This window comes from Paraburkholderia fynbosensis (assembly GCF_902859935.1).
GTDB lineage: Bacteria > Pseudomonadota > Gammaproteobacteria > Burkholderiales > Burkholderiaceae > Paraburkholderia > Paraburkholderia fynbosensis.
Genome location: NZ_CADIKI010000023.1, coordinates 64,576 through 77,988, shown reverse-complemented (window position 1 = coordinate 77,988; position 13,413 = coordinate 64,576). Strand labels below are relative to the sequence as shown.

The 13,413-nt window shown below is 61.9% G+C and carries 10 protein-coding genes and 1 pseudogene; 2 read left to right on the top strand and 9 right to left on the bottom strand.

The genetic code is table 11. The annotated features are described in order from the left end of the window. Nucleotides 1–67: 67 nt before the first annotated feature. From katG to HV770_RS30405, 6 genes are all read right to left on the bottom strand, one after another. A complete protein-coding gene (katG, locus tag HV770_RS30430; RefSeq protein WP_175165237.1) occupies nt 68–2,338 on the bottom strand; it encodes a catalase/peroxidase HPI in 2,271 nt (756 codons plus the stop codon). Nucleotides 2,339–2,832: 494 nt separating this feature from the next. Next, complete coding sequence (locus tag HV770_RS30425; protein ID WP_246291328.1) at nt 2,833–3,330, bottom strand: MFS transporter; 498 nt, start codon at nt 3,328–3,330, stop codon at nt 2,833–2,835. 75 nt (nt 3,331–3,405) lie between these two features. Beyond that, entirely contained in the window at nt 3,406–4,209 is an 804-nt protein-coding gene (locus tag HV770_RS30420) for a hypothetical protein (protein WP_175165236.1), read from the bottom strand. Between the two features lie 72 nt (nt 4,210–4,281). Next, nucleotides 4,282–6,519: a xanthine dehydrogenase family protein molybdopterin-binding subunit gene (locus HV770_RS30415; RefSeq protein WP_175165235.1), complete on the bottom strand. Its 2,238-nt coding sequence runs from the start codon at nt 6,517–6,519 to the stop codon at nt 4,282–4,284. Nucleotides 6,520–6,543: 24 nt separating this feature from the next. Beyond that, entirely contained in the window at nt 6,544–7,548 is a 1,005-nt protein-coding gene (locus HV770_RS30410) for an FAD binding domain-containing protein (protein WP_175165234.1), read from the bottom strand. 11 nt (nt 7,549–7,559) lie between these two features. Beyond that, nucleotides 7,560–8,102, bottom strand: coding sequence for a (2Fe-2S)-binding protein (locus HV770_RS30405; RefSeq protein ID WP_175165233.1), 543 nt, complete (start codon nt 8,100–8,102; stop codon nt 7,560–7,562). Nucleotides 8,103–8,659: 557 nt separating this feature from the next. Between HV770_RS30405 and HV770_RS39860 the strand changes: the two are divergent. Beyond that, a pseudogene (locus HV770_RS39860) lies at nt 8,660–8,752 on the top strand (SAM-dependent methyltransferase); the annotation flags it as partial. A 111-nt stretch (nt 8,753–8,863) separates the two neighbouring features. Here HV770_RS39860 and HV770_RS30400 read toward each other — a convergent pair. Continuing rightward, nucleotides 8,864–10,126, bottom strand: coding sequence for a multidrug effflux MFS transporter (locus HV770_RS30400; protein ID WP_175165232.1), 1,263 nt, complete (start codon nt 10,124–10,126; stop codon nt 8,864–8,866). Between the two features lie 34 nt (nt 10,127–10,160). On the opposite strand from HV770_RS30400, the gene HV770_RS30395 reads away from it, so the two are divergent. Beyond that, the gene (locus tag HV770_RS30395) at nt 10,161–10,370 is read left to right on the top strand and encodes a hypothetical protein (protein ID WP_175165231.1); all 210 of its coding nucleotides are present in this window, start codon (nt 10,161–10,163) and stop codon (nt 10,368–10,370) included. A 273-nt stretch (nt 10,371–10,643) separates the two neighbouring features. Here HV770_RS30395 and HV770_RS30390 read toward each other — a convergent pair whose 3' ends face one another. Together HV770_RS30390 and HV770_RS30385 are read right to left on the bottom strand one after the other, a co-directional pair. Beyond that, nucleotides 10,644–11,636 carry a TRAP transporter substrate-binding protein gene (locus tag HV770_RS30390; protein WP_175165300.1) on the bottom strand — a complete coding sequence of 331 codons (993 nt, stop codon included), beginning with the start codon at nt 11,634–11,636 and terminating at the stop codon, nt 10,644–10,646. A 557-nt stretch (nt 11,637–12,193) separates the two neighbouring features. Further along, a complete protein-coding gene (locus tag HV770_RS30385; protein WP_175165299.1) occupies nt 12,194–13,114 on the bottom strand; it encodes a LysR substrate-binding domain-containing protein in 921 nt (306 codons plus the stop codon). Between the last annotated feature and the right edge of the window lie 299 nt (nt 13,115–13,413).

Sequence of the window (13,413 nt, the reverse complement as noted above, 5' to 3'; positions counted from 1 at the left end):
GCTTTGACAACAGCAAGCAACTCGATCTCACGCCCCTACCAAACATCACCGGCGGGAGCGTGGTGCTTCAGACCGAAGCCAGATCGAAACGGTCCAGATTCATTACCTTCACCCATGCAGCGACGAAGTCGCGCACGAACTTCTCCTGACCGTCCGCGCTTGCATAGACCTCGCCCAGCGCACGCAATACAGAGTGGGAACCGAAAAGCAGATCCACGCGCGTGCCCGTCCACTTCGCCTTGCCGGTTGCGCGGTCGCTTGCCTGGAACAGGTCATTCGCCTCGGACTGCGGCTTCCATTGGGTGCCCATGTCGAGCAAATTGCGGAAGAAGTCGTTGCTCAGCACACCCGGTCGATCCGTGAACACCCCATGAGCTTCCTTGCCCGCCTGAACACCCAACACCCGTAAGCCACCGACCAGCACGGTCATTTCCGGTGCGGTGAGCGTGAGGAGTTGCGCCTTGTCGATCAGCAACGCTTCAGCCGACGCAGGGAACTTGCGCTGGAGGTAGTTGCGGAAGCCGTCCGCCAATGGTTCGAGCGCGCCAACCGATTGCACGTCGGTCTGTTCCTGCGATGCGTCCATGCGGCCCGGCGAGAATGGCACCGTCACCTTGTGGCCGCTCTTCTCCGCGGCCTGCTCGATGCCCACGCCGCCCGCCAGCACAATCAGATCGGCAAGCGACACCTTCTTGCCGCCCGACTGCGCACCATTGAACTCGCTCTGAATGCCTTCGAGCGTCTTGAGCACCTTGGCGAGCTGTTCCGGCTGATTGACCGCCCAGTCCTTCTGCGGCGCGAGACGAATGCGCGCGCCGTTGGCGCCACCGCGCTTGTCCGAGCCACGGAAAGTGGAGGCCGACGCCCACGCGGTCGACACCAGTTCGGCAACCGAAAGTCCCGAAGCCGCGATCTTCTGCTTGAGCGTGGCGACGTCAGCGTCGCTGACGAGAGGATGGTCGACGGCCGGAATCGGGTCCTGCCAGACCAGTTCCTCGGTGGGGACTTCAGGACCGAGGTAACGCGCACGCGGACCCATGTCGCGGTGCGTCAGCTTGAACCAGGCGCGTGCAAAGGCGTCGGCAAACTCGTCGGGGTTTTCCATGAAGCGGCGCGAGATCTTCTCGTACACCGGATCGAGCCGCAGCGACAGGTCCGTGGTCAGCATCGTCGGGCGGATTTTCTTCGACGGGTCGTGCGCGTGCGGAATCGTCTCGCCGCCATTTTTCGCGACCCACTGATTCGCGCCCGCCGGGCTCTTCGTCGGTTCCCATTCGAAGCCGAACAGGTTCTGGAAGAAGCCCATGCCCCATTGCGTCGGCGTGCTGCTCCACGTCACTTCCAGACCGCTCGTGATCGTGTCGGCGCCCTTGCCGCTGCCGAAGCTGTTCGTCCAGCCGAGGCCCTGATGCTCGAGACCGGCCGATTCGGGCTCGGCGCCGACGTTGTCGGAAGGACCGGCGCCGTGCGTCTTGCCGAAGGTGTGCCCACCGGCGATCAGTGCGACGGTTTCCTCGTCGTTCATCGCCATCCGTCCAAAGGTCTCGCGGATATCATGCGCTGCCGCAAGCGGGTCGGGGTTGCCGTCCGGGCCTTCCGGGTTCACGTAGATCAGGCCCATCTGCACTGCACCAAGCGGGTTCTCCAGATTGCGCCCCGGGTCGGTGCGGCTTTGTTCGGTGCCGTGGATTTCTTCATCAGCGACGATTACGCCTTGGTCGTCGTCTTCGTTGCCGGCTGCGCCCTTGCCGTAGCGGACGTCGCCGCCCAGCCAGGTTTTTTCGTTGCCCCAGTAGACATCCTGATCCGGCTCCCACGTGTCTTCGCGACCGCCGCCGAAGCCGAAGGTCTTGAAGCCCATGGTTTCCAGCGCGACGTTGCCGGTGAGGATCAGCAGGTCGGCCCAGGAAATCTTCTGGCCGTATTTCTGCTTGATTGGCCAGAGTAGACGGCGGGCCTTGTCGAGGCTCACGTTGTCGGGCCAGCTGTTGAGCGGCGCGAAACGCTGCTGGCCGCGTCCGGCGCCGCCGCGGCCGTCGCCGATGCGATAGGTGCCGGCGCTGTGCCACGCCATACGGATGAAAAGCGGACCGTAATGGCCGAAGTCGGCCGGCCACCAGTCCTGCGAGTCGGTCATGAGCGCGGCGAGATCTTTCTTGACAGCCGCGAGATCGAGCGTTTTGAAAGCTTCGGCGTAGTTGAAGTCCGGATCTAGCGGGTTGGACTTGCTGGAGTGCTGGCTCAGCAAATCCAGCCTCAGCTGTTCCGGCCACCAGTCACGGTTCGTCGTGCCGCCGCCGGCGGCGTGTTGGAATGGACACTTCCCTTTGTCAGACATGGATATCCTCCTGAAGGTCTACAAATTATGCTCTTTCGTCGGTCTATCACCCAGACCTCGGTAGCGCACAGGTGATAAGGGAATAATGTAGAGGATTGTGGCAACCGCCAATCGTTAAAGTTGATCGGCGCGTTAGATAAAGTTGATCGGCATGTTAGAAACCGCCAATCGCGGTTGGGGCACGCGGTCTGGCAATCGGCATTGAACTGACGCTGCAGCGTGTCAGGTTCTGCACTGAAGTGCATGGACACAGGCTGACGTTTTCTGAACTGCGGGCACGGGCGCGCGTGGCGGTGTGAATCGTCGCCGATGCGCAACCTATGTTGTGCCCGCGAGTCGTCATTGGCATTGAGCCCATTTGAATTCACGAATGTGTCACGCGCGTGGCGCCGCAAAACATCAACCCGCCGAAGACGTTGCGCCCCTCGGTGCCGATCGCGTCGAGAACCGTGCATTGTCGTATTCGTAGTGCGACCCGTACGCGACAACTGACTTCAACGCTCAATCTCGCCTCGCTCAAGAATTTCCTCCCACTCCTTCCACAGAACAGCAGAGAAAGAAATTTGCCAATCAGCATTGCACTCCGAAATTTCCCCGAAAACGCTTTTCCAGTTCGAGCAAACGTAGGTCACCGGCCGACCGTCACATTGTCTGCGAACGAGCATCGGCAACAGCGCCTGCTGCCCCGACATCTGGAATGGCCGGACAGCGCGGAGGATGAGCGTCGTGGCCGCTACGACGAGCAATGCGGCGGTGACGGAGTGGGCCGCAAGACGGGCTGCGACAATCCGGCCACGATGCATGCGATCGGCGCAGTGCCCTGCGACGGAGGTCGTGGCAAGCCCGGGCATGAACTGAAAGAGCCCGACAAGGCCGAGATCCCATGCACTGGAGGTCGGGTCATACATGTGCCGGCTGACTGCAAGCAGCATCGTCTGCTGGGCAGTGATGGAGCCGACCCGCGCGGTCAGCTCAAGAATGCCGCTGCGCAACTTGGGACCTGTGGAAGGCGAAAAACCGAGAGAAGATCAAATTACCCGTTTCAGACCGCACTTCGCGCATGTCCGTCAAGGCTTCGCGCCCTGTCTCTTCGCGTCCGCTGTCACAGCAAGGCGGCTTTGTACCGCAACGAGTTGATCGTCAGTGGTCGCCACGAGCCACAAACGCGCGTGCTCCGCGATAAGCCGATTGTGGTCCTTCAGCGGGCCCATTGCGCTGGCAGCCTTCCAAACCACCGGACCAACTCGACTACTCCTGCCCGACGGCGCGCCTACCAGCAGGCAGTAAGGCCCCAGTGGCAGCGATACGAACGGAAGTGCCGGACTCGCGCCTGCTCGCCAGTCGATGAACGGCGTATCGCTGATAAACAGCGGCATGGACAACCCATACAGCACACTGAAATCGTACAACGCCAGCTGGTCCCGCATACCGGAGTAAATACGCCGGATGTCGTCGACAACCGCCGCGCGGATTTCGTCGTCGAACATTGGCTCCTGCTGGTAGCGGGCCAACGCTTCCCGAGCTTGCGATTGATATGCGCTGAACAGCCCGAGTTCCACGCAGTCCTGCACCGCGCGCTGAACCTCCGCGACAGAGCCGGCCTCCTCTGGCTTGCCCAACTGCGCAGCCCGCAAAAACCGCGCGAGTCCCGCCTCCTGGATAGCGGGACCGTCCACGGATGCATCGTCTGCAACGTCCTTATCAAGCGACACGTAGATATATTTTTCGGCTGCGAACCGCGATTTCTTGCCTTCATCAAACTTGAGCTGACCATCAACGCAATCCAGATAGCGAGTGCCGATGTGGCCATGCTCCCAAACCCAATTCTTCAGAAACGGACGTAGCGGATGCAGTTTGTCTTGATCGGTCATTGAAGCCTCCAGGTGCCCCAGTATAGTTCCTGGTCGTCGATCGTTCTCTGGAGACTTCCATGACCGACTGCCTCAAGCACTTTCCGCCGCGAGCAGATCTTCGATCATGATCGGCAACTTGCGCACGCGCACACCCGTCGCATGATGAGTTGCATCGGTAATCGCGGCCGCGATGCCCGCAAGACCGATTTCCGCAATGCCGCGGACGCCGAGTTCATTGAACACGGTGTCCGGATGATCGAGAAAGGTCACGTCGAGTTCGGGCGTATCCGCATTCGACGCGATGATGTAGTCGGCCAGGTTGCTATTGATCGGTGCGCCCGTCCGAGCGTCGTACATCGTGTGCTCGAACAGGGCCATCCCGACGCCCATCACGACTGCGCCTTCGATCTGATTGCGGGCTGCGCGCGGATTGACGATGCGTCCTCCATCGATCACCGTGACGACGCGGCTCACGCGTAACCGCGCGATCTCCGGCTGCCACGTGACCTCGGCGAAGTGCGCGCCGTAGGAATAAATGGAGAAGCGCTTTTTCAGCGGATCGTCGAAGCCGCCCGTGGCGCTGCCGCTACCCGACGCCGCGCGCATTTTCGCTGCTTCGAGAATCTGGACGAACGGCACGCCGCGCTCAGGAGCATCTTCCTTCCGATGCACACGTCCCGCGCTGAACGCGAGCGTATCTTCTGCCGCGCCTTTGAATGGCGAACCGTCGACTGCCGCGGCGCGCGATAGCAACAGCTTGATTGCCGAACGCACCGCGTCGAACACCGCTGGGACCACCGATGCCGTCACCGCACTACCACCCGAAACCGGTCCCGATGGCAACATCGAATCGCCTAGACCGACCTCGATGCGCTCGAGTGGAATGCCGGTCTCTTCCGCGACCAGTTGCGCGAGCACCGTGTACGTGCCGGTGCCGATGTCCTGGGTGCCGCACACCACCCGGGCGCTGCCGTCCTCCCGAAGATCGACGTTGGCCGCAGCGGAAAAGCGCACGCCCGGCCAGACGCAGGCGCCGACGCCCCAGCCTAGCGTCAGGCCGTCACGCTGCATCGATCCGATGCCCGGCTTACGCTGCGACCAGCCGAACCGCTCAGCGCCAGTGCGGAAACACTCGACGAGATGCCGCGACGAGAACGGCAACCCGGTGCTTTCGTCGGCGTGCGGTTCGTTGCGCAGCCTCAGCTCGACAGGATCGAGATTGAGCTCGCGCGCCAGTTCGTTCATCGCCGATTCGATGGCGTATAGCCCAGGCACGGCGCCGGGGCCACGCATTGCCGTAGGCGAGCCGACGTTGCGGCGCGCGAGGCCCGCGGTCACGCGCAGGTTCGGCGTGCTATAGATGACCGGCGTGACTTCGCCGCAGCTTTCCTGGTATTCGTCGGCGATGGCCGTGTGATTGACGTAGTCGTGCCGCAACGACGTGAGCTTGCCGTCGCGTTCGGCCGAAAGGCGCACGCGCTGCTGCGTGACCGGACGATGGCCGACGTTCTGGAACATCATCTTGCGGCTCACGACCAGCTTCACCGGGCGACCTGTCTGACGCGTCGCGGCTGCCGCCAGCAGCGTGTGCGGCCACACCCATAGCTTTCCGCCGAAGCCGGATCCCAGGTAGCGCGAGATCACGCGGATCTTTTCCTTTGGCACGCCGAGCATCTGCGAGAGCGTGCCGAGGTGAATCGAAATGGACTGCGTCGTCTCGTAGAACGTATAGTTTTCGCCGTCCCACTGCGCGATCGACGCATGCAGTTCGATCGGGTTGTGCGTTTCGGTCGGCGTGACGTAAGTTGCATCGATGGTCGCTGCCGCCGTGTCGAATGCGGAATCCGGATCGCCGCGCTCGTTCTCGACCTTGGGCTTGTCGTCGGGCTCGAGGTCATCGCGCACGTCATGCGGCGTGAGTTCGTAGCGCGCCTCGATCGCCGCCGCTGCAGCGCTCGCGGCCTCGAAGGTGTCGGCGATCACGAGCGCGACGTACTGGCCGTAGTAGCGGATGATGTCGTCTTCGAAGGGCGGCCGCGCTTCGTCGACGTAGCCGGTCTCCATCGAATTGCCGGAGATCCGGTAGAAGCGGCCGATATTGCCCCGATGCAGCACCGCGTGCACGTCTGGCATCGCCTCGGCGCCCGCGACGTCGAGCGACGTAAGCCGGCCGCTCGCGATCGTGCTGCACACCGGCACCGCAATCAGCAAGCCGGGCAGATCGACATCGGATGTATAGGTTGCGCCGCCGCTGACCTTCAGCGGACCTTCGACGCGCGCATGGGGCCGTCCGATCACGGACAGCACGGAGTCGGGCAAAGTAGACATGGTGCGTTCCTCTTGATCGGCGGTTCAGGACGTGGCCGTGGCCTGGGTCAGCGCGTGGACGATGCAGCGCCGCGCCAGTTCGACCTTGAAGCCGTTCTGGCTTTGCGGCTTCGCGTTTGCGAGCGCGGCGTCCGCGGCCTTGCGGAAGGTTGCAGCGTCGGGCGTCGCGCCTTGCAATACCGCCTCAGCTTCGATCGCATGCCACGGTCTCGTGCCGACGCCGCCGAGCGCGACGCGCGCATGCGCGATGCGTCCGCCGTCGAGCGTCGCCACGACCGCAGCCGACGCCAACGCAAACTCGTACGACGCACGATCGCGCAGCTTCAAGTAAGCCGAACGCGCACCCTCTGGCAGAGGCGGCAGTGTCACGTGCGTGATGAGGTCGCCCGGTTCGAGCACGTTCTCCCGCTGCGGCGTTGCGCCGGGCAACAGGAAGAAGTCGTCGATCGCGATACTGCGCGCACCGTCGGTCCCTTCGATATGAATGGTCGCGTCGAGCGCGGTCAGCGCGACATTCATGTCCGACGGGTTCGTGGCGATGCACGCGTCGCTGGTGCCGAGAATCGCGAGCGTGCGATTGAATCCCTGGATCGCGGGACATCCCGAGCCCGGATCGCGCTTGTTGCACGGCATTGCGGTGTCGCGGAAGTAGACACAGCGCGTGCGTTGCAACAGGTTGCCGCCGGTCGTCGCCATGTTTCGCAATTGGGCTGACGCGCCCGCCAGCAACGCCTGCGACAGCACGGCGTAAGACTCGCGAATCAGCGGATGCAACGCCAGGTCCGCGTTGCGCGCCATCGACCCGATCTTCACGCCGCCGTCGGGCAACGCTTCGATGCGATCTAGCGGCAGACGGCTGATGTCGATGACACGCGTGGGCCGCTCGACGTTCAGCTTCATGAGATCGAGCAATGTCGTGCCGCCGGCGAGAAAGCGGACTTGTGCGCCTTGCTGGGCCGTCGCCGAGGCCGCGGCTGCGGCAATCGCGTCGGATACGCCGTTGGCGCGCGATAACTGGAACATGTCCATGATGGCGCTCCTCAGGACTGGCCGCGCACGCGCTGGATCGCCGCGACGATGTTCTGATAGGCGCCGCAGCGGCACAGATTGCCGCTCATCGCTTCGCGCACCTCGGCGTTGCCGGGCCCGACCGCTTCATCGAGCAAGGCAACCGCGGACATGATCTGGCCCGACGTGCAGTAGCCGCACTGGTAGCCGTCGCATTCTACAAACGCGGTCTGCATCGGATGCAGCGCATCGGGCTGGCCGATACCTTCGATGGTCGCGATTTCGTCGCCGGCGTGAGTGCCCGCCAGCGACAGGCACGCATTCACTCGCCGTCCGTTCACGTGCACGGTGCACGCGCCGCATTGACCGTGATCGCAACCCTTTTTGGTGCCGGTCAGGTGCAGACGTTCGCGCAGCGCGTCGAGCAGCGTGGTGCGCGGATCGAGCGACAGCTTGTAGATGTTGCCGTTGACGTTCAACTCGACGGGCATCGCCGTGTCGGCGGAAGACCGGCGGCTGGTTCGGTTCGCAGTGCTTTGTTGCGGGGTGTCGGTGTTGGAGGCGGTCTGTTGCATCGTGCTTTCTCCTCGTGGGAAGAGCGGGCCGGAATCGGCGTCTCTCGCGGTGAACGAGCGCGGAAATCGGGGGCCGTTGTAGATCGATTGCGGATTGTGGGACGTTCAGGGGCTGCGCAGCGGAGTCGCGTCCCGCGAGCGCAAGGGGTGGTGCAGCAAGCGTAGTGCCTGCGCGAGTCGGGGTCAAAAATTAAAGCGCTTTGTGTGCCGCAGCAACCGACAGACCGGGTGGTCGACCGCATGCGTCAAGGAAGCCACATGCGGCAGAAGGCAAATCACCGCTCACGGGTCACCTGGCCGGCGCCCCACACGGACAGTGAATTCGGCGTTTAGATAACCGCCGTCCGCAGAGTCACGCGGCGAAGCACACCCGAAAAGGCATCCCTGCAGCGCCGATCAATTTCGGCGTCCTGCGCAAAAACATCCGGACGCCTGGTCATTCATTAATACGCTTTGCCTCCCAATACTAGCACTCACGAAATTCCACAACGAACCGCCGAACGTGCCGGCATCGCAAGGAGACTGCGGCGGCTGATTGCCCGCGTATTTCGCAGATCAACCTGATGACATTGATCCGCAGCCGCAACCGGTCGGGTGACTCGACGCTCGTCCTGCCGAGCGAGTACCTCGAAGTCGTGATCGAGCGGTGATGAGATAAGTCAGGTGCTTCGCCGCGTCCGCGAGCACGGCGAAGTCAGCGCGCCGATCGGCGTGTCAACGACCCGAAGTTCGAAGCCGCAAACTCTCCGACTCCATGTTTCTTACACCACCTCACCCGCCGCGGGCGCCACCGCGACAGGCTGCGCCAGCGCCAGATGGCGCAGCAGCTTGGTCACCATCACGACCACGATGCCCGCGAGGATCACGAAAAACACCGCGAGCGGCGTCAGGATTTGCACCGACACGAAGCCGGCCAGCCCCATCATCGCCGACGAGACGAGCAGCAGCGCGCACCCGAGAATTGCGCTCGTCAGCCCCGCGATGTGCGGAAACAGCGAATTGCCCTTGGCCATCAGCGTCGGATACATCGCGCCGGCGCACAAGCCCATCACGAGCACCGGCGTAGCGAGCGTCCACACGCGCAGGCCGATCGTCAGCGCAAGCACGAGCATCGCTACCGCAGCGGCCGCCATCAGGCGCGCACCGATGCGCAGCCGCTCTTCCGCGCTCGGCAGACGCGGACCATGCAAGCGGTTCGAGAGGCCGCCGAGAAAATACATCATGCCGATGCCGAGCGCGAGATAGCCGAAGAAAGTCGGTGGCTTATGCAGCGTGTTCTGCACCATGAACGGTCCGATGATGTTGAACACGAGCAGGATGCTGTAGCACAGACCCTGCGCAAGAAAGCAGCTCTGGAACACCGGACTCGCGAGCACCTTGCGCGCATTCGTGACCAGCGTGCGCGGTTCGAGGTGCACGGGCCGCGGCAATGTTTCCCGATAGCGCCACAACAGCGCCCACATCACGAGCGAATAGACCAGCAGGAAGACAAGACAGGCCCGCCAGCCGAACCACGTCTGCAGATGGGCGCCGATCACCGGCGCAACGATCGGCGCGAGCCCCCACGCAATCGACATGTAGGTGAACGCGTGCATCAGCGCCTGTCCCTTGAACGAATCGGTGATGATCGCCTTCGCAAGCAGGTTGGTGGTGGCGATGCCGAAGCCCTGCAGGCAGCGTGCAAGGATGAACGTCTCCAGGTTCGGCGCTGCCAGCGACAGCAGGCAGCCGATCGTGTAGATGACGAGTCCGAACGCCAGCACAGGCTTGCGGCCATATGCATCGGCGACTGGTCCGAAGATCAGCTGGCCGAGCGCGTAGGCGACCATATAGCCGGTCACGCTCGTCTGGATGGCCTGCGGCGACGTGGCGAAGAAACGCGCCATGGCGGGCAGCGCAGGCACGTAGATATCGATCGCGAGTTGTCCGGCGGAAGCGAACAGGCAGATCAGAATCAGCAGGAAGCGCGGCGAATTCGGTGCCGGGACGGAAGTGCCGGCGTGGTTGGCGTTATCGTGGGTCATGACTGCATCAAGGGGGCAATGCCGATGGCGCGGCATGGGCTGGTTCGAAACCCGAACCGACGTGCGCGCGGTGTTATTGCCCGCTATTGTGCCTGTGGTTGCGTTCAGACACGGGATTTCCCTGGTGGGGGAATGGGATGCTGGATGGCGCGAGGTGGTTGATATCGCGCTCGGACACGGTCATCAACCAGCGCATGCCCGGCATTCTTCCAAAAATCCAATCGATCTATTTGGCAAGGCATAGATGCTTCGCCGCTGGGTGACCAGAATGTGAATAACCGGCTCAGAGGCCGGTGCCGTTTATCGCGGCTACCGGTTCAGAGTACATATTCAAATCAGGAGACACCATGGCAGAGCAAGACGCCCGGACCCGGGTCGACACTTCTCTTATTTCGATTCGATTGGATTGTGATCGAGCAAGAGGTGCGGACCAAAAAAACGGCGCGGCGGCGCAAGCCCGCAGACCTTCCTGCAAGACTTGCGCCGCCGCGCCGCGTGCGCTACGCCGCCTTTGAACTTACTTGACTGCCTGGATTTCGTCGGCGAGTTGCTTCATTTGCGGGGTCTTTTCGTATTTCGCCCATACCGGCTGCATCGCCTTCACGAAAGCCGGCCGGTCGATCTGCGATGCGGTGACGATCGTCGCCCCGCCCTTGGTCACCAGCTTGCCCGCGTCGGCCTCGCGCGCGGTCCACAGCTTCTGGTAGTAAGGCACCGAGTCAGCCGCGGCCTTCTTGATGATGTCCTGTTCCTGCGGCGACAACGTATCCCAGATCTTCTTCGAGAACACCAGCACTTCCGGCGTCATCGAGTGCTGGGTTTCGGAATAGACCTGTGCGACTTCGAAGTGCTTGCCCTCTTCATAAGTCGGCAGGTTGTTTTCCGCGGCATCCACCAGACCCGTCTTCAGGCCCGTGTACACCTCGGCGGTCGGCATCGGCGTGGGCGTGCCGCCCATCGCGCGGATTTCGTCGACCATCAGATCGGACGGCTGCACGCGCACCTTCAGGCCCTTCATGTCAGCCGGCGAATGGATGGCGCGCTTGGCGTACATCGAACGTGCACCGCTCTCGTAGAACGTCAGCGCGATCATGCCTTTCGCCTTGAAGGCGTCGAGAATCTTCTGGCCTTCCGGGCCGTACATCACTTTGCGGAAATGGTCGATGTCGCGGAACAGGAACGGCAGCGACGGGATCATCGACTCGGGGACGATCTCGTTGAACGCCGCGCCATTGGCGCGGGTCATGTCGAGCGCGCCGATGCGCACCTGATCGATCGTGTCGTTTTCCGAACCCAGCGCGCTGTTGCCGAAGACCTTCACGGAATCCTTGCCGCCCGTCGCCTTGCTGATCTGCTCGCCCATGTACTTCACGGCCATGTTGGTCGGATAGGTGTCGCTATGGACATCCGCTACGCGAAAGACCCGTGCTTGTGCCGAACCGGTGCTGAATGCCAGTAAAGAGGCCGCGATAATCATCGGGAAACGGGAAGAGACAAATTTCATTTTCATCATGACATTTTCTTAAAATAGATCAGCCAACGGATTGCGAATTCGACGACATGGTTTTAAGACGCCGCACGGCGGAAAAGACGCGAGATTTTTTCAATCGCATCCTTGAACGGCCTGCATGTTGTACGACAACTTACAAAGTCTATAAAGCGCGGTTTCGCTTGTACAGACCGTGTTTACCCGTTGAAAGACGCGAATAGCCGTGGACGGGTGATCGTTTGTCACCTCGATGCCTCCGGGCCCACATAGACTGAGATCCAAGCCACCTCGCTCAAGTTATACGATGACTGCGCTCTACTGAAAAGCGGTAACGCATCGAAATTCGGGGGCGGGTAAATGGAGCAATTCGCCGAGCCAATTTATCCCCGTCTACGCGGTAATGGATAGGCGGCAAACCAGAAGCGGCAAGATTCGCGGGAGAGGATAACCATAGATTTCAACGCGGCCAAAGCCGCGATAACAGGCATTAGCGGCTATGCAAATACCGTGTTCGATTACATCGGCGCTCTTCGGGTTCGCGCCGAAGCTTCACTGCCAAAGAGCGAAGCTAACCTTTATCACGATCGGGCCACCGGCGTGCGAGCGAACTCCGTTTCCTTCACGGCTTCGGCCAGATAGTCGACGAAGGACGCGATCCGCGCCGATATCGCGGTGTTGCGATAGTAGACGGCGTGGATGGGTTGCCGGACTTCCTGGGTCTGCCGCGCGAAAAGCTGGACGAGCTTGCCCTCGCGACGGTCCCGTCCCGTCATGAAGTCGGACAGGCAGACGATGCCCGCGCCCTCCAGCGCCAGCTGCCGCAGCGTTTCGCCGCTGGACGACGCGATGCCCGGCTCGATCCGGTAAAGCTCGTTGTCGGCCCCGACGATCGGCCAGACGTTAAGCGATTCGGGTTGAGTAAACCCTAGCAGCGAATGCCCGGCGAGTTCGTCGACACGTTTCGGGTGTGCGTGCTTCTTCAGATAGTCCGGCGCTGCCAGGACCCGTATCCGGCTGCTGCCGACTGGGCGGCTGTGCAGCGTCGAATCCTTCAGCTTGCCGATACGGATGGCGACATCGGTACGGCGTTCAAGCAGATCGATGATGCCTTCGTTGCTGTTCAATTCGAGTTCGATCTGCGGATACAGCGCGCGGTAGCCCGCCACCAGCGGCACGATCACATGGAGCATGAACGGCGTCGCAGCATCGACGCGCAGCCGCCCGGAAGGCCGCTCCCGGCGAACCGCGAGTTGTTCTTCAGCACTCTCCACGGCATCGATGATCTCGCGGGCATTCTGCAGGAAAGCCTTGCCCTCTTCAGTCAACTCCAGGCGCCGCGTCGTCCGGCGCAACAGCGTGGTTTTCAGCTTTTCTTCGAGCCTTCCCAGCGTCCGGCTCGCGCCCGACACGGTCTGGTTCAACTGCTCGGCCGCGGCGGTGATCGAACCGGTGTCTACCACGGTGGCAAAGGTCTGCAATTCGTCGAGGGTAACTTTCATCTTTGATTTGAAATCAAAAGTGTTTCGTTTATAGACCAGTTTCTCCGCAAAAGTAAACAAAGCACACGTCGCCTCAGCTCGCCAGAATGGACGACTGGTGCTCCACGCAGTCGGCGGCAGTCGACTATCAAAATTGGCTACGCTTTGCTGGGTATCACGCAAATCGACATTCCGTCGAAGCTGATTTTCGCCGCGTATCGGTTCGTTCTTGCAGGCATCGTCTTTCAGAGCGGTCGCTGAAAAGGCACTCGATCGTGCGCAAGCCATGAATGCCGCGCATCGATCGAAGGCACCTCTGC

Coding starts and splice junctions, on each gene's coding strand:
- katG (WP_175165237.1), bottom strand. CDS start 2,338: ATGTCTGACAAAGGGAAGTGTCCATTCCAACACGCCGCCGGCGGCGGC.
- HV770_RS30420 (WP_175165236.1), bottom strand. CDS start 4,209: ATGACCGATCAAGACAAACTGCATCCGCTACGTCCGTTTCTGAAGAAT.
- HV770_RS30415 (WP_175165235.1), bottom strand. CDS start 6,519: ATGTCTACTTTGCCCGACTCCGTGCTGTCCGTGATCGGACGGCCCCAT.
- HV770_RS30410 (WP_175165234.1), bottom strand. CDS start 7,548: ATGGACATGTTCCAGTTATCGCGCGCCAACGGCGTATCCGACGCGATT.
- HV770_RS30405 (WP_175165233.1), bottom strand. CDS start 8,102: ATGCAACAGACCGCCTCCAACACCGACACCCCGCAACAAAGCACTGCG.
- HV770_RS30400 (WP_175165232.1), bottom strand. CDS start 10,126: ATGACCCACGATAACGCCAACCACGCCGGCACTTCCGTCCCGGCACCG.
- HV770_RS30395 (WP_175165231.1), top strand. CDS start 10,161: ATGGGCTGGTTCGAAACCCGAACCGACGTGCGCGCGGTGTTATTGCCC.
- HV770_RS30390 (WP_175165300.1), bottom strand. CDS start 11,636: ATGAAAATGAAATTTGTCTCTTCCCGTTTCCCGATGATTATCGCGGCC.
- HV770_RS30385 (WP_175165299.1), bottom strand. CDS start 13,114: ATGAAAGTTACCCTCGACGAATTGCAGACCTTTGCCACCGTGGTAGAC.